Annotated in this window: 15 protein-coding genes and 2 pseudogenes; 7 read left to right on the top strand and 10 right to left on the bottom strand. The window is 58.7% G+C overall.

The features are described 5' to 3' along the window. Nucleotides 1–1,016 precede the first annotated feature (1,016 nt). Nucleotides 1,017–2,420, bottom strand: coding sequence for an ATP-binding protein (locus ATY29_RS01240; protein WP_097534708.1), 1,404 nt, complete (start codon nt 2,418–2,420; stop codon nt 1,017–1,019). 525 nt (nt 2,421–2,945) lie between these two features. Here ATY29_RS01240 and ATY29_RS01235 point away from each other — a divergent pair. The 3 genes from ATY29_RS01235 (at nt 2,946) to ATY29_RS01225 (ending at nt 4,546) form a co-directional block, all read left to right on the top strand. Further along, nucleotides 2,946–3,158, top strand: coding sequence for a hypothetical protein (locus ATY29_RS01235; protein WP_097534706.1), 213 nt, complete (start codon nt 2,946–2,948; stop codon nt 3,156–3,158). 4 nt (nt 3,159–3,162) lie between these two features. Continuing rightward, the gene (locus tag ATY29_RS01230; RefSeq protein WP_003572579.1) at nt 3,163–3,402 is read left to right on the top strand and encodes a hypothetical protein; all 240 of its coding nucleotides are present in this window, start codon (nt 3,163–3,165) and stop codon (nt 3,400–3,402) included. A gap of 268 nt (nt 3,403–3,670) precedes the next feature. Then, nucleotides 3,671–4,546 (top strand): alpha/beta fold hydrolase, encoded by an 876-nt coding sequence (locus ATY29_RS01225; protein ID WP_003572580.1) that lies wholly within the window; start codon nt 3,671–3,673, stop codon nt 4,544–4,546. A 225-nt stretch (nt 4,547–4,771) separates the two neighbouring features. Here ATY29_RS01225 and ATY29_RS01220 read toward each other — a convergent pair whose 3' ends face one another. Genes ATY29_RS01220 through ATY29_RS01210 form a run of 3 tightly spaced genes read right to left on the bottom strand, consistent with a single transcriptional unit; the run spans nt 4,772 to nt 6,212 of the window. Then, nucleotides 4,772–5,140, bottom strand: a complete 369-nt coding sequence (locus tag ATY29_RS01220; RefSeq protein WP_097534704.1) for a DUF1330 domain-containing protein — start codon at nt 5,138–5,140, stop codon at nt 4,772–4,774. A 47-nt stretch (nt 5,141–5,187) separates the two neighbouring features. Further along, nucleotides 5,188–5,538 carry a helix-turn-helix transcriptional regulator gene (locus tag ATY29_RS01215; RefSeq protein ID WP_244597322.1) on the bottom strand — a complete coding sequence of 117 codons (351 nt, stop codon included), beginning with the start codon at nt 5,536–5,538 and terminating at the stop codon, nt 5,188–5,190. A 26-nt stretch (nt 5,539–5,564) separates the two neighbouring features. Continuing rightward, nucleotides 5,565–6,212, bottom strand: coding sequence for a hypothetical protein (locus tag ATY29_RS01210; protein ID WP_133118174.1), 648 nt, complete (start codon nt 6,210–6,212; stop codon nt 5,565–5,567). Between the two features lie 1,059 nt (nt 6,213–7,271). On the opposite strand from ATY29_RS01210, the pseudogene ATY29_RS01205 reads away from it, so the two are divergent. After that, nucleotides 7,272–8,221: pseudogene (locus ATY29_RS01205) on the top strand (IS481 family transposase). A gap of 488 nt (nt 8,222–8,709) precedes the next feature. On the opposite strand, the pseudogene ATY29_RS37380 reads toward ATY29_RS01205, so the two are convergent. Then, a pseudogene (locus ATY29_RS37380) lies at nt 8,710–9,270 on the bottom strand (hypothetical protein); the annotation flags it as partial. Between the two features lie 223 nt (nt 9,271–9,493). Between ATY29_RS37380 and ATY29_RS01195 the strand changes: the two are divergent. After that, nucleotides 9,494–9,931, top strand: coding sequence for a hypothetical protein (locus ATY29_RS01195; RefSeq protein WP_133118173.1), 438 nt, complete (start codon nt 9,494–9,496; stop codon nt 9,929–9,931). A gap of 110 nt (nt 9,932–10,041) precedes the next feature. Here ATY29_RS01195 and ATY29_RS01190 read toward each other — a convergent pair whose 3' ends face one another. Then, entirely contained in the window at nt 10,042–10,305 is a 264-nt protein-coding gene (locus ATY29_RS01190) for a hypothetical protein (protein ID WP_133118172.1), read from the bottom strand. Between ATY29_RS01190 and ATY29_RS01185 the strand changes: the two genes are divergently transcribed. Beyond that, a complete protein-coding gene (locus ATY29_RS01185; RefSeq protein WP_097534692.1) occupies nt 10,286–11,035 on the top strand; it encodes an SDR family oxidoreductase in 750 nt (249 codons plus the stop codon). The two genes, ATY29_RS01190 and ATY29_RS01185, sit on opposite strands and share 20 nt — an antisense overlap. A gap of 29 nt (nt 11,036–11,064) precedes the next feature. Beyond that, nucleotides 11,065–11,856 carry an SDR family NAD(P)-dependent oxidoreductase gene (locus tag ATY29_RS01180; RefSeq protein WP_003572588.1) on the top strand — a complete coding sequence of 264 codons (792 nt, stop codon included), beginning with the start codon at nt 11,065–11,067 and terminating at the stop codon, nt 11,854–11,856. Between the two features lie 257 nt (nt 11,857–12,113). Here ATY29_RS01180 and ATY29_RS01175 read toward each other — a convergent pair whose 3' ends face one another. The 4 genes from ATY29_RS01175 to ATY29_RS01160 form a co-directional block, all read right to left on the bottom strand. Beyond that, entirely contained in the window at nt 12,114–12,371 is a 258-nt protein-coding gene (locus tag ATY29_RS01175; protein WP_003572590.1) for a GlsB/YeaQ/YmgE family stress response membrane protein, read from the bottom strand. A gap of 516 nt (nt 12,372–12,887) precedes the next feature. Next, nucleotides 12,888–13,925 carry a Gfo/Idh/MocA family protein gene (locus ATY29_RS01170; RefSeq protein WP_097534690.1) on the bottom strand — a complete coding sequence of 346 codons (1,038 nt, stop codon included), beginning with the start codon at nt 13,923–13,925 and terminating at the stop codon, nt 12,888–12,890. Between the two features lie 107 nt (nt 13,926–14,032). Next, nucleotides 14,033–14,818: a ThuA domain-containing protein gene (locus tag ATY29_RS01165; protein WP_097534688.1), complete on the bottom strand. Its 786-nt coding sequence runs from the start codon at nt 14,816–14,818 to the stop codon at nt 14,033–14,035. A 61-nt stretch (nt 14,819–14,879) separates the two neighbouring features. Beyond that, a complete protein-coding gene (locus tag ATY29_RS01160; RefSeq protein ID WP_097534686.1) occupies nt 14,880–15,905 on the bottom strand; it encodes an ABC transporter ATP-binding protein in 1,026 nt (341 codons plus the stop codon). Nucleotides 15,906–15,910: the final 5 nt, after the last annotated feature.

The following is a 15,910-nucleotide window of genomic DNA, read 5'->3' as shown; positions in this document are numbered from 1 at the left end:
ATTCGTCGGGAGCAATTTAGATGAGGCAATAACCCATTCTCAGGGAGCAGTTCAGGCGAGGCAATGCGCCGTCTCATCCTGATCGCCGCGCTATACCCTTGCATCGACGGTCGTCGGACGGAAGGGCGGCAGCCGGTCCAAGGAGGTAGCCCGGTGGGCGTCAAAGGGCATCGACATCAACAACGTGGCGGATCGCGCCCCCACGCAGGCCGAAGCAGACCTGGCGGGCGAAGGATTTCTGTCAAGGCTGACGCTTGACATGCGAGCCCGCTTGCAGTCCCCTCATGGTGGTCCTTTGTCGGACGCAAGGAATCGGCGGCGCGTCAGATCGGAAACGGTGTCCCTCCCGTCATCGGGAGCGCGATCGGGCTCGCAGTGCGGTCGGCGCTTTCCGGCAGAGAGTTCCACTACCGAACGCTGCTCCCGCGCAGTTCGAGTTCGATAGCGAACGAAATGGAAAGGCTCTTTCTTGTAGATGCGCCCTCGCTAAGTTCCGACTTGGGCATCTCCGCGGAGCACGCGACGGCGTAGCTCGAGCGTAGGCAGAACGGGGCTGCCGTTGAAGGCGCTGGCTGCAAGCGATGCCTGGATTGCGCGACGTTGAGCGCCGCGCAATCTGTCAAGGTTCCGAACCCGAACACTTAGCGCTTCAAATCCAGCGTCCTGTCCTCCCTGGGCAGTCAGGTTGGCAACGTTGGCGGCTTCGGTCATGGGCTGGGGAAGATCGTCACCGAGGTTACGTTGAGCGCCCCCCGGCGACCAGACCGTTCTCAGGCCCGGCATGGTGTTCCCGATCAAGCCTTCCGTCGACTACGACGGGAAGATCATAGCCCACAAGGAGAAAATCGTGATAAAGGCGGACGGGCCGGACCCATAAGTCCGCGGCATTAGGTAGCAAAGGCCACCAAAAGCAGCTTAGGCATCTGAATTACTACAGAAATTACCGGCGTTATGGAGCAAGTGCCATATGCGTCAGGCGGCGTGTTAGGAGTGGCAATGCGCCCACGTTGTCGCCTCTACCGACGCGGTTTTACCAGTGTTTCCGGGGTTATCAGATGCAGCCGCTCGTCTTCTTTCGCCAAACTCTCGACATCGCTTGAAAAACCACTTCTACTGAAAAACAGGTAGTGCTTGCCCGTCGCTCCTTCCCCGTAAGTCGTTTTCTCGGATCGCTCACGCAACAATCGGACGTGGCCAAGGTCGATCACGCGCGATCGCCATTTGCATTCGCCATAGAAAAATGCACCATCCAACAATCGTCCCGCGACATCGATGTCGAAATCGGCGTGACCCCAAATCTGGCCAACCTCCTGCGTCGGAACCGCAAGGACCTCCTGCAGATGAAGCCTTGCAAATTGAAGGGCGATCGGTTCGAACGCAATCCCCATATATTCGGAGAACCGAGGCTCCACGACGCGGTCGTAAACCTCCTCGCCAAACCCGCTGCTGATCGCGCTCAGGTTTGGTCGCACGAAACGATGCCAGAACGACATCAGGCTGTCTGCAACGCGATAGCGGCGGTTTCGGCCCTTTTCGTCGGCATCCAGCGATTTCGAATTATCGATCAAATCAAGTGCGAGCAGTTTTGCCAGGTACGGTCCAATACCGTCTGCTTTGACACCCAGTCGGTTTGCGATCTCCGACTTAGTGTTGCAACCGTCAGATACAGCCGCAACCACGCTTGAGTAAAAGGACGGCTCTCTGAGTTCGGTCTGCAGCAGCGTGTTCGGTTCGTCGATCAGCGTGCCGGTCTCCGTGAGCAAGAGTTTGACGACGTTGTTGCGGAGCGGTTCCTGGGCGTCGCAAAGCTGAAGATAGTAGGGAATGCCGCCCAAAATCGCATAGGTTCTGATGATGTCGTCGGCCGTGTACTCCCGGAAAAACTTGGCGACATCGACAAGGGGCAAGGCCTTCATGTCGAGCGACAGGGTTTTTCGCCCGTAAAGCGGGTTCCGCTCCGCCAACAGGTCTCCCATTTGAGAAATGGCAGAGCCGCAAAGGATCAGTTTCATCGCCCCATCTGCAAGCGCGCCGGAATCCCAGAATTTCTGCACGATCGATGGCAGTGCTGGCTCGTTATCAAGCAGATAGGGAAATTCGTCGATCGTGACGATCAATCCCGGATGCTCGCCGGCACGCTCGGCAACATAGTGCAGTACCCCCTCCCAGCTTGACAGGGCTTCGAGCTGTGGTTTTGATCCGATTGCCTTTCCGACATCGGATTTGAACTGCTCCAGGTTCAAAAGTGATGAGACGCGGGTCGCCTGAAAGTAGATTTCCGGGCGATTCTTGGCAGCCTCCCGAAGGAACCGCGATTTGCCGATCCGCCGTCGGCCAAATACGATGATGAGGGAAGGTCGTTGCGAGTCCAATTCGGTCCGCACCAGCTTGAGCTCACGTTCGCGCCCGAGAAACTGCATATGCCTGCCCTCTGGTAAATATAATTACCTTAATCATGATTACCTTAATCGTGATTACCTTAGTGACCCTCCCTTGTCAAGTTCTGCTCACCGCGACCTGACCATGGCTGTGACGATGCCCGGAAGTCTGGCTCATAGCTCAGCATCAGGCGCTCCGGTTCCTGAATGTCTACCCGCTCGGTCACGAAAGCTGCTACAGCCTGTCATCAAGGCCGCTCGCTTCTGCTTCAACTCGTACGCTACACTCATTCGAGGGTCCGTTTTTATTGGAAACCAGGGTAGTCGGGATGCCGTTTCAGGTCTGGTGGTTTTTACTACCTAATGCCGTAAGTCCGCGGGCTCCGAGAGAGAACTTTGTCGTCGACGCTTTATGTGACATCCCCGTCACATGACGACCGTACGCTGAGCGAGTGGTCGTGGGCCAGTCGGCATTGCGGGCACCCCCGGCAGACCCGGCTCAAGTCAGCTTTCAGTGTCAGCGAACAATCTCCCGCGGCCGTCGTTAGGCTCCGAAAGGAGCTTCTCATGTCCAAGATCACCGATGGCCTCAACGACCGACCGAAGGATGCCACCATCGCCCAGAGCGGCGCCGGCCTTCCAGACGATTCCAGCCAGCCCATCGAGGCGACCGACGAGGAAGTAGAACGCGTCCGAGCCAAGTTCGAGGACGACGCCCGAGCAAAGGTGAAGAAGGAAATCGACGAACAGGTCGAGAAGCCGCAGCGCGGATCGGCCTGAACAGATGCCCGGAGCATTCACCTCCATCAGTGTCATCGCCTTCGACCTTGACGGCAGCGACCAGCCCGCCAAGGCATGGGAAGTTATCGTCGGGGATGAAGCTGTTGCCGTGGAAAAGGCGAAGGAGCTCGCCAAAGACCACGCCGGAGCGCTCGTCGTGAAGCGCGAAGGACACCCCGCCGTGGGAGAGGAAGGCGATCCGGTCATCGTGTTTCAGACTGGAAGGATCGGCGACTTCGTCTAGGTCGGAGGGCGTCATTCAACGTAGGACGGCGACGCGCGTCGAAGTGGCCCGGAATTTCGCTGCACAGTATGCAAGCGCGGTGGCTTGGAAGAGAGAGGGTGATCCAGTTTTTGGCGAGGAAGGCGAACCAGAAATCATCTTCCAGTCCGGAAAGATCGGCGACTTTGCCTAGGCAGTCATCCGCAAGCGCAGGTGACGCCTCGATGGGCAATCTTCTGGAACCAAGAGCCGCCCCGTCGTGTTGCGTTGTCGAACCAGGAATTCCTTCATGCCGCACCTCGATACCCAGGATCTGCACATTGCTTTCGACGAGACCGGAGCCCGTCACGGCCACCCGGTTCTCCTCCTTCATGGCTGGCCCGACGACGCTTCGACTTGGAACGCTGTGTCGAGGGCACTGCACGATCGAAACTTACGCCTGATCGCGCCTTATCTTCGTGGCTTCGGGCCGACCGTGTTTCGCAACGATAAGGCGTTGCGCACCGCCAACGGCGCGGTGCTTGCGATGGACGCGATCGCCCTTATGGACGGTCTCGGTATCGAGCAATTTTCGGTTGTCGGTCATGACTGGGGATCGCACATCGCCGAGTGCCTGGCGATCGGATGGCCCGATCGGGTAGCGCGAGTTGCCCAGCTCTCCTCGACGCCGCGCATGGGCGGCCTGCAAACCCCGCCATTCCGGCAATCTCAGCTCTACTGGTATCAATGGTTCATGGCGACGAAGCGCGGCGCCGAGGCGATCGCAAAGGATCCGAAAGGATTCGCCCGCCTTCAGTGGGAGAACTGGGCGCCTGAAGGCTGGTTCGACGAGGCCACCTTTGAGGCCGTTGCGAAATCCTTCGAGAACCCAGACTGGCTGGCCGTCACCTTGCACAGTTATCGCGTTCGTTGGGAAGAAGCCGAGCCCGATCCGGACAGCATCTGGCTCGACAACATGGTCAAGGCGACCAAGTCCTTGTCGCTCCCGGCGATCTTTATCCATGGCATAGAGGATGGCGTTGCTCCGCTCGCGATGTCAGAGAGCGTCCGCGAGAAATTTACGGGACCGTTCCAGCGGATCCTCCTCCAGAACGTCGGCCATTTTCCGCAGCGGGAGGATCCAGAGGCGGTGTCGCGGGAGCTTGCGATTTTTCTCGAGGGTTAGTCTTTCAACCGTCCATGCACTGCCTGCTCCAAGGAGGATACTACTCACCCTCAACCAAACTATCCGCATCGTAGGTCGTCGCACAATCTCGTCGAAACGTTGCAGATCAAATACCAAATCAACCTGCCAGGTGAATGACCACGAGGTCACGTTCCTCTATTGCCTGTTACGCGAGGGAGAGACCGCTGCCGCGTCTTCAAAGCGCGGCAGCCGGCGGAGCCTTAATCAGAGACCTTTCGAGATCTGCAGGGGCTGCAGGACGATGTCTGCAAGGGCCGATTTTCCCACTTCGAACGCCTTCTGGTACTCGGCGTCTTCCACCATTTCCCTGAAGGCCGTCCGCCGCGGATACTGCACTAGCAGCACCGCGTCCCACCTTTCCACCGGCCCGGTTGTAAGGATTTCGAGGCCGTCGCCGCGAAATAGAATACTTGCGCCGAAACGCGCAAGGATGGGTTCTGCCATTCTCAGGTATTCCAGATGCCGTTCCCGGCCGCCCTCGGGAACGAACCGTAGAAGGTTCAGCATCACGACAGGGGCGTCGTCCTCTTCAGCCAGGAACTTGACAAAGACGTCGGGTGAAAACGCGACCATTAAGCTATCCTTTCATCACAGCGTCCTTTAGGACGCCTTCGGAAAGTCTAACCTCTCGCTCCGTCAGAAACTGTCAGGAACGAACGCCATTCCCGATCTTGCTCGCGCCAGCGCCGCATGAGCAGCGACCGTCGTTCCGGATACCGGTCGTCGAGGATCGACGCGGGCCGGACACGGTAGACGCGGAAATGACGAAAGGCCGACCTTCTTTCGCACCAGGCGGCAAGGACGCGCACGTGGTCGAAGTAGACGACTGTGATCGGCCAGACGGTTCGTTCCGAAATCGCGCCGTCACCATCTTCATAGGTGATCGCTACTTTGCGTAGACGACGTATCGCGTCTAGCAGCGTCGCGACATGGGCGGGGTCAGATCGCTCGGAGATGGATGCGGCCGACACGAGTGCAGGCGCTTGTGCATTGGTCGTCAGATACTGTCAACCACGGCTGGACAGGATCTTCGCAAGGCAAGTATGAGAAGGACGCCATAGAAGAAAAAGATGATCCCCTGGATCGCGAGCAGCGGTAGGGGAATTGCGAGAAACCTCGGCACGAAGACCGGAGCAAGGAGCATCCAGAGCAAATATTGCGGCCAGCCGATATCGCGAAGGCGGCTCGATACCATGTAAAGCAGACCTACAATCGTGATCGCCGTCATCGTGATCGCGGCAACAATGGATAGAGTTTCGAAAAAGGAGCGGCGGGCGACGAGCTTGGCAGTGTCGGCATCACTCGCCCCGGCGCCCACCGTCATCTGAACAGCCCCTCTAACGGCCATCGCACGTAGATTTTGCATATCCTCTGCCGTCGGTTTTCGGCCGGAGGCTGCAATCTGCTTCACCAACTCTTCCTGCCCTTTGAACATCAGCGGCATGTTCTTGCCGCTCACCTCTCCTCCGGCGGCGGTCCCTGTCCTGCCTGCCGGGCGCGGCGCCATCAGCTCTCGCGCCGCTTGATCTTGTTCGGCCATGATAAGGCGCTCGATCGGGTCTTTCGCAAAATCGAAGCAGAACATGAGCAGAAGCAGGGCGGCATAGGTGATACGTGTAAGCCGCGATTGGCCAAAAATGGTCATGAAGTCCAACTCCGCTTCATCTTTAAACGGGTGGACGATGCCCGCTACAGTTGAAAACTTCCCTAACTCATCATAGGCGATTTTACGAATAGCGGTGAAACAGTCGAATTTGACTTCGGCATTCGCGGGTTGGCACCTCGACCTGATTGGCCCGAGGCTTCATAAGCGAGTGCCGTCCTCTCCCCCGTCTGAACGAAGGCTTTCACTGGCATGCCGGCCACTGGCGTCAAATCGTCAAGACGGGCCCATTAAGCGACGGCAACGGAACTCTGAAATAACTGGGCCGGACTTCTAATCGACGGTCAAATCTGGTGCGATCTTACTCGTGGCCCTTTAACGTCGGCATAGTTCTTTGGCTGAAAGCGGAAACCACGTGACATCCTGTCCAATTGCTACTTTGTCAATTCCCAGGAGCGCTTAGCAGTCGCAAATGGCAGGAAGGCAGCCGACCAGCCGTCGAGCACGCCGCTGGCGCTCAGCCGTTAGACGCGCGCTGATGACATAACACAACCACCGGCTACCAGCATTGCAAAACTTATGTTCAAACGTCGCGAGGGATGTCCGGCGGTCGAGGATGGTTTGCAATAAATTCGCGTCGCTCTTCCCTGAACATCCGAACCACCTGATCGAAGGGAGCTTTGCGGTTTCGGTTCACTTCAACATAGTGCCGCTCACATCATCCCCGTCGACCTCAGGACGGCAACCGTTAAGTAATATTAAATTCCGGAACTTCGTGCTCGCCTCTTCGTTGTGCCCTCCATGTCCAAAACGATCAGAGCAGCAACTATCCAGCGCGAGACTTTTAAGCGCATCGGCCCGCGTTTGCAGGCGCTCCGAGCGTTTGCGCTGCCCACGGACGCGGAAGGCGTATTTGGTGCTCTGCTGACAAAGCTAGACGCCGCCGCGGCACGTAACGCGGAAGCAAGAGCGACGGAAGCGGCCCGCTTAGGGCCACATAGGTCGGAAGCAACGACATAAAAAGAGCATGACCCACTCGATTAGTTGTTTAGTCCCGGCATTTGATGGTGCATTATTTTCCTTAGCATGGAGGGAGGCACTATGGGCCAGGTTCTACACGGGAGCGCCACGACGACAGAGGCAATCCGTCGAGCAATACAAAATAGTGAAGAGAGCCTGAGGGCGCTTTCGAAGCGCTATGGGATCAATCAAAAGACGGTGGCCAAATGGAGGAAGCGGACATCGTTGGCCGACCTGCCGACAGGACCGAAAGAACCGCACTCGACGATACTTTCAATGGAGGAGGAAGCTGTTGTCGTCGCCTTCCGCAGGCACACGCTACTGCCTCTTGACGATTGCCTTTATGCGCTTCAGCCGACAATCCCGCATCTTACGCGCTCTTCCTTGCATCGATGCCTGCAACGTCACGGCATATCTCGTCTGCCCGACGTGGAAGGCGATAAGGAGCCCAAAAAGAAGTTCAAAAGCTACCCGATTGGCTACTTCCATATCGACATTGCTGAGGTCCAGACGGCGGAGGGCAAGCTCTATCTCTTTGTCGCAATTGACCGAACATCCAAGTTCGCCTTCGCTGAGCTCTATAGCAAAGCCGGTAAGATGAATGCCGCCCAGTTCTTGCGCAATCTGATCGCGGCAGTGCCTTACATCATCCATACCGTCCTGACCGATAATGGCATCCAGTTCACCAACCGGGCTGTTGACCGAAATGCCTTCCAGCACATCTTCGACTGGGTCTGCGACGATAACGTATTGAGCATCGTCTGACCAAGGTGAAGCACCCATGGACCAATGGGCAGGTCGAGCGGATGAACCGAACGATCAAGGAAGCTACGGTCAAGCGCTTCCACTACGACGATCACGCACAACTAAAAGAGCATCTCGCCGACTTCATCAACGCCTACAATTTTGGACGCAGGCTCAAGACATTAAAGGGCCTCACACCCTACGAGTTCATCTGCAAACGGTGGACTTCCGAGCCAGATCGATTCATCCTCGACCCTATCCATCAAATGCCGGGACTAAACAATTAGTCACTGCAGTGGAGGGCCGGGTCGTGTGTGAGCCCGCCATTTCCGATATTACCCTACAGTCGCTGTCCAAGGATCCAGACAGCAATCCTCTCGGTCTTATGCAAAACGCGTATTCGCCATCGACCCGAAATGCGGTGTCCGACGACCTGAACAAGGAAAGACTAGAGGCGTCGAAGACATACGGGTGATCGGGATCGACCTCACGAAGCGAGGTATCGACATCGAGGGTCGTCATCGTGGGCGCCACCAACCTCCCTGACGGTATCGATCATGCATTCTTGAGGCCAGGAAGATTCGACCGGCATATCGGCATCCCGCCCCCAGATTATGAGGGTAGAAAGGACAGCTTCGAGAATTGTTTTCTCGACGAGCGCCCGGCCATCGGGAAAACGGGACGCCTTGTGCGTTCGGACAACGAGCTTCCAGTTATCGATCATGGGCCTCACCCCTTCCCCATCGTTCGACGGCAACATCATCTGCTGGACTTCAGTTCCCATGACAAAGCCACGCTGCTCGAGCTTCGCAGCCAGTTCCTCGATAATGGGCGCGTTCTCCCGAATGATCGCGCATGCGCGCTCGTGCTGCTGAACAAGAATCCGGCTGACTTCGCTCGCGACGTCCGACAGTGACCGCCGCAGGCGATCTCGCTCGGCGCGCGTCGACGCGCGAAAATAGCGAAGCGTCTCGCCCATTCCGAACTGAGCCACCATGAGCGTGGCGACGTCGGAAGCAGCCGCGAGATCGGCTTCCTCGCTGCCCCCGCCGCCATCGGTCATTGTCTGCCCGAGGACATGCTCCGCCGCGATGCCCGCCAGATGCACGCAGATCTCGTCAAGGTAGAACTGCCGAGATCTGAGCACCGTCGTCCCCGTCTTGAAAACGGCGCTCCCAACCACTCCGATTTGATGTCGGATCTCGTTTGCAACGAAGACGGTCTCCAGGACGCTGTGCCCGGTGACCAGCCTGACGACGGCATGCCCCGCCTCGTGAACGCAGACTAAGCGACGCTCGTAACCGACCAATGGAATCGCGGGAGGAAGGCACGACATGACGCTTTCGGCATCCACCGGAGCGCCGGCCTTCCTTGCCTTCCGCCGAACTTCCTTCGCGATGCCAAAGAAATCAGCGCCGGTCATCCCGGTCGTCGCACCGGCGACAGCAGCCGCTTCGTCCTCCGACAAGTCGCCGAAAAACGTCCTGGCGATCGCAAGTGATGCGAAATCACCGGACATGTGCCGACTTCGCGAAGCAGCCCGACGCGCATTGTGCGATGTGGACGAGGTGCTCGAGTTGCTGGTGGAAGGAAAACTTGAGCACGTCTCTTTCAATCCTGACGAACTGTTCGAGGGCGTCCTCGTATCGGCAGATGAGCTCCGGGCCAAGACGAAGGTGTCTTATGATGGTTGGGTTCACTCGGACGAAGTCGCACTTCGGCTCGACATCAGTCACAACGATGCTGCCGACCTGATGCGGAAAGGAACGCTGTGCTCGGAGCACGTCAACTATCGGTTCGGCACGGTCATCCTGACAACAAAGAAAGCGGTCGATGAGTTCGACCGGCGCTATCTCTCTGTCTCCGCTATTGCCGAGGAGAAAGGCAAGGCAGCGGCGGAAGTGGTGCGCAAGTTTGGAAAAGCTGGTGTCCGTCCAGCGATTAGAAGCTCGTGCGGTCGATCGCTGTTCTTCTACCGGCACGAACTTGATCCTTGAGAGAAAACATAAGCGCCGAACCAACCCGCCCTCGCCGGCGGGTTTTTCTTTGCCTTGTTGTCGCTCAGATTCAAAAAGAGGGCCATCGATGTAAGTGCGAAAACGATGTTTTAGGTACGAAAGGCGCAAGCATAGTCAGCAAAATCAATGAGAGGCTCGGGGACCTTGTCAGCGTGCCGGATCAGGTGGTGGGTGGTCATAATTCCTTCTTGGCGCATAATGTCGAAATGTTCGGCATCGCCGAACAATAGAATTGCTTTCAGACCACTAATTCGAACAGATCGCCTGCAGTAAATCATTGTTTCATCGACCCCGGCATCGAGGCCGTCGAAAACCGCAAAAAGGGAATTCAATATGTCCAGACTTGCTAACAAGACCGCCCTCATCACCGGCGGCACCAGCGGCATCGGCTTTGAAACGGCCCGACAGTTCGTCGCCGAAGGCGCGCGGGTCGCCGTGACGGGCAGCAGCGCGGCCAGCGTAGAGAAAGCTCGCGAGGAGCTCGGCAACGACGTCATCGTCATCCAGTCCGATGCCGGCGACGTCGAGGGCCAGAAGGATGTCGTCCGCCTGGTGAAGGAAGCCTTTGGTCAGCTCGACATCCTGTTCGTGAATGCCGGCGTTGCTCAATTTGGTCCGGTCGAGAGCTGGTCAGAAGCCGATTTCGACAAGTCTTCTTCGACGAACGTGAAGGGACCTTACTTCCTCATCCAGGCTCTCCTGCCGACCTTTTCAAAGGGCGCCTCGATCGTGCTGAACACGTCGATCAACGCTCATATCGGCATGCCCAACTCCAGCGTATATTCGCTGACCAAGGGCGCTCTTCTGACACTGGCTAAGACGCTATCGGGCGAACTGGTCGGTCGCGGCATCCGCGTCAACGCCATCAGCCCCGGCCCGATCGCGACCCCTCTATACGGGAAGCTTGGCATGTCGGAAGCGGACATGAGGGCGATGGCAGAAGGCGTGCAGAAGCAGATCCCGGTCGGCCGTTTCGGCGACGCGTTGGAAGTAGCAAAGACGGTGGTCTTCTTCGCGTCGGACGAGGCGGCCTACATCGTCGGCAGCGAACTCGTCATCGACGGCGGCATGAGCAACCTTTAATCGACGTCCAACTTCACAGGAGCGAGAACATGCATATAGATCTCAAAGGAAAGACAGCCCTGGTGACAGGATCCACGGAGGGCATTGGCTACGCGATCGCCCGGCAGCTCGCGAGAGCGGGCGCGGACGTCGTCGTCAACGGCAGATCCGAAGAAAAGACCGCGAAGGCTGCCGAGCGGCTAAAGGGAGAGGGCGCCGAGGGCGAAGTCACCGCAGTTGCGGCTGACCTCGCTACTGCCGAAGGGTGCGCCGCGCTTGTAACGAAGCTGCCCCGCGTCGACATCCTCATCAACAACGCCGGGATATTCCAGCCGAGCGACTTCTTCGACACCACGGACGAGGTTTGGGACCGGCACTGGCAGGTGAACGTTATGTCGGCAGTTCGACTGTCCCGTGCGTATCTGCCAGGCATGCAGAAGGCCAACTGGGGTCGCGTCATCTTCATAGCGTCGGAATCCGGCTTCAACATCCCCGTTGAGATGATCCACTATGGCGTCAGCAAGACGGCCGACATCGCCGTCGCCCGGGGGCTTGCCAAACGCATGGCGGGCACTGGAGTGACCGTGAACTCGGTTCTTCCCGGCCCCACTCTCTCTGAAGGCGTCGAGGCGATGCTTGCCGATCAGCGTGAAAAAACCGGCAAGCCGATCGAGGAGGTCGCAGCCGACTTCGTCAAGCAGCATCGGAGCAGCTCCATCATCCAGCGCGCCGCCAGCGTCGAGGAGATAGCCAACATCGTGACCTATCTGGCGTCCCCGCTGGCGTCGGCCACGACGGGTGCGTCGATGCGCGTGGACGGCGGCCTGATCGATACGCTCTAGTCCCCACCCAGATTCCTCATTATGAGAGATCGATCGTTGCCGCCGCGAGCAACGGCAACTTCGACGCCGTCCAGCCGTTTTTGGACACGCGCGAACGATGGTCGTCGTCGCCCAAGGGACCGCTGGACGAACTCGTATCTCACATCACTCCAGCCGAAGTCCGACAACCGTCGTGAGGGCACTTGGGACGCTGGGCGACGGATCCGCACGTTGGCGATACTGCACGACGTCGCCGGCGAACGCCGCCGTGCTGTCGCTCAAGCCGTTCGGCGGACCATGCGCGCGAGCGCTATCAGTATGCAGGCTCCGATGAAGCCCGCGATGAGATATCCGATCCAGCCCCCGAGGACGATGCCGAACAGCGAAAGAAGGAAATTGGCGACGATAGCGCCGACAATACCGAGAATGATGTTCATCAGGACGCCCATGTTGGACTTCATGATCATTTCGGCGAGCCAGCCTGCGATGCCGCCAATAATAATAGCCGCGATCCAGCCGATGCCTGCGTTTTCCATATCATGTCCCCTTTGACAGTTTTGAATGTCTGACACCGACGAAACCGTCAGCCAGCCAGCAACAAAACACGCATGACGACGAATGGTTCCGCCGGAGCGATCAGTCTAAGGCCGGCCGTTCTTTTGCGGGTTCGTCAAGCGGCGCGGCGTCGTCGTCCGCGCGGTCGGGAATCGCGCTCATAGGCGGTGCGAAGGCTCCTCTTCCACGATCGCCTCGTAGACGTCCGCCTCTTCGCGCCGGCCAACCACTCCCTTCGCAGAGGGAAACGCGCGTGCGACGCAAACGATCGTGCGTGCGACCATCGAGGCAATGAAGCGCGATTGGGCAACAACTGTCCATCGGAATTGCTACCGCATAACCCCCGCGCGCGTAGCCGGTTCGAGCACAGGCTGACCGGCGCCCTTAAGCAGTGGATATTCGCTTCCCACTTCCGTTGTAAAAATCGACAATGGCCGCGCGGGCAAGAGGCCGTGGCGCTCAGAGCCTGCTTATTCGACAGTTGGACCGGCCTCCATCTAGAGCTCGGTCAAAGCCCCGGCCGTCTTTACCGCATGATCAAGAACGAATTGCAGCTTGGCGGCGTGGCCGAAACCCGGTTCATCCGGCTGGCCTGCTCGCACGGCGTTTGCGAAGCGCTGGAAATTGGTGATGACCGGTTCGACCTCGATCTCGCGCCAGATTGCCTTGTCGGCCTCGGCGCCTTCACAGGTCCTGAGTGTCGAACCCTCAGGCGTATGCACCACCTCGAGCGCGCCCTTATCTCCATGCAGGCGCAGGCGCAATTCGTTCAGATGGCCGGTCGCCCAGCGCGTGGCATGGATGACGCCAGCCGCACCGTTTTCGAGTTCGGCCATCATCAGGAAACTGTCATTCGCATCGAGCTCGTATTCCCCGATCCGATTCCCGGGGCTTTTATCGAAAACCTTGAGATGCGACGCCGCCGCCTTGACGTCACTTCCGGCGGCAAAGACCACGAAGTCGAGAATGTGGATACCGACATCGCCCAGCACGCCATTGGAGCCGTGCTTTGTCGACAGCCGCCAAAGCCATTGGGATTCCTTGGTCCAATCGCCCCAGGCCTTGGAGACCAGCCAGCTCTGCAGATACGAGGCTTCGAAATGGCGGATCGCGCCGAGGCGGCCGTCCAGCACCATCTTTCGCGCTGCCTGAAGCGGCGCCACGTTGCGATAGGTAAGGTTTACCATCGTGACCTTGCCGGATGCCGCCGCGGCGTCGGCCATCTCCTTGGCCTCGCGATAGTTGACCGCAAGCGGCTTCTCGCAGAGGACATGCTTGCCGGCGCTGAGTATCTTCATAGTCGTCGAATAGTGCGCGCGATCCGGCGTGACATTGGTCACGGCGTCAAACTCCCCCCACGCAAGGGCATCATCCAGCGATGTGAACGTGAGTGGGATGCCATGCCTGAGCGCGAAGGCCCGCAGCCGGACCTCGTCCGTATCGACGGCAGCAACAATTTTGACGCCGGCGATTTCCGAGAAATTCATGGCATGGGTATTTGCCCACCCTCCGGTTCCGAGAATGATCAAGCGCATTTCTGTCCTCATGGTCGTTTATCGAATTGTTGCCAGCCCAACGGAAAGATGAGCGACGGCGATCGGCGCAGCAATCTATCCGGCCGGCCGCTCGCCTCTGTCATGGGTCAGCTGTAACCGGCTTCACCGGCCTGGTGCAGTCTCGGGCCGCGTTCGACGATCGGCTCCAGTGCCTTTTCTACCGGCACATTTGGGGCGTCGGTAATGCTCGTCAACCGCCCCTCAGGGTTATAGGCCCACTTGACGCCGTTGATCAGCACCTTCTGGACATTGGCGTCGTGATAGGTCGGATAGGTCTCGTGGCCGGGGCGGAAATAGAAGATGTTGCCGGCGCCGCGCCGCCAGGTCAGGCCCGAGCGGAACACTTCGCCGCCCTGGAACCAGGAGATGAATACGGTTTCGAGCGGCTCCGGCACCGAGAACTGCTCACCGTACATTTCCTCATTCTCGAGTTCGAAATGCTCGCCGATGCCGGCGGCGATCGGATGGCGTGGATTGATCGTCCACAGCCGTTCGCGCTCGCCCGCCTCGCGCCATTTCAGCGCGCAGGGCGTTCCCATCAGCCGCTTGAAGATCTTCGAAAAATGGCCGGAATGCAGAACGAGCAGGCCCATGCCCTCCCAGACGCGCTTGGCGACGCGCTCGACGACGATATCGGAGACCGCGCCGTGGTCCTTGTGGCCCCACCAGGTCAAAACATCGGTTTCGGCCAGGCGCGCCTCGCTCAATCCGTGTTCCGGCTCCTGCAGCGTCGCCGTGGTCGCGGAGATGGCGGGATCGCTGTTCAAGGCATTGGCGATCGTCGCATGCATGCCTTCGGGATAGATGCCCCGAACGATCTCATTGGTATTTTCATGGATGTTTTCACCCCAAACGATGGTGCGAATGGTCACGTCGTTTACTCCTGGTCGTTATATGGATTGGGTCTTGTGAGGAATATCGGTCTTGGGAAGATCAGGCGGCCTGCAGCGTTGTCCGCTCCAGCGCCTGGCCGGACCGTTCGAAACGGTGGACATGGCCGGCCAGCGGCGCAAGGCCAAGCGTTTGGCCCGGCTCGTGACGGGAGACGCCCGCCTCCCGCACGATGAGCGGCTCATCCGTCCCAATATCCACATAGATGAAGCTATCGGAGCCGAGGATTTCCGAATGGACGACCGTACCGGTCCAAACCGGCGCTTCGGCCGTGATGCGAACATGCTCCGCCCGCACGCCGATCGTATGGCTGTCATAGGGCTGTGCCAGCCCGCCGGACAGGAAGTTCATTTTCGGCGAACCGATGAAGCCGGCAACGAAGACGGAATTCGGGCTTTCGTAAAGTTCCAGCGGCGTGCCGATCTGCTCGACGACGCCGTCTCTCAGCACGCAGATCCGATCCGCCAGCGTCATGGCCTCGACCTGATCGTGCGTCACATAGATCATCGTCGTGCCGTGCATGCTGCGGTGAAGCTTCGCGATCTCCAGCCTCGTCGCGACGCGAAGCGCCGCATCGAGGTTGGAGAGCGGCTCATCGAAGAGAAAGACCTTGGGATCGCGTACGATCGCCCGGCCGATCGCTACGCGCTGACGCTGCCCCCCGGAGAGCTGTCGCGGCAAGCGGTCCAAATAGGGTGAGAGTTGCAGCATGCCGGCGGCATGTTCAACGCGCCGGCGGGATTCCTCTCTGGTGCTCCCGGCAAGCTTCATGCCGAAAGCCATGTTGTCGAACACCGTCATATGCGGGTAGAGCGCGTAAGACTGGAACACCATGGCGATCCCTCTCTTGGAGGGCGCGTGCCGGTTTACCGTCTCGTTGTCGAACGACAGAATTCCTGACGTAATGTCCTCGAGGCCGGAGATAAGCCGCAGCAGCGTAGACTTGCCGCATCCCGAAGGCCCGACGAACACCATGAACTCGCCCCTGCGGATGTCCATCGTCACACCGTTGATCACCTCGAAGGCGCCGAAACTCTTGCGGATATTTTCCAGTCGGATTTCTGCCATGTTCT

Source organism: Rhizobium hidalgonense (assembly GCF_002914525.1).
In the GTDB taxonomy this organism is placed as follows: domain Bacteria; phylum Pseudomonadota; class Alphaproteobacteria; order Rhizobiales; family Rhizobiaceae; genus Rhizobium; species Rhizobium hidalgonense.
Note: the sequence above shows the minus strand (reverse complement) of the source record. Positions and strands in the feature narration are given on the sequence as shown.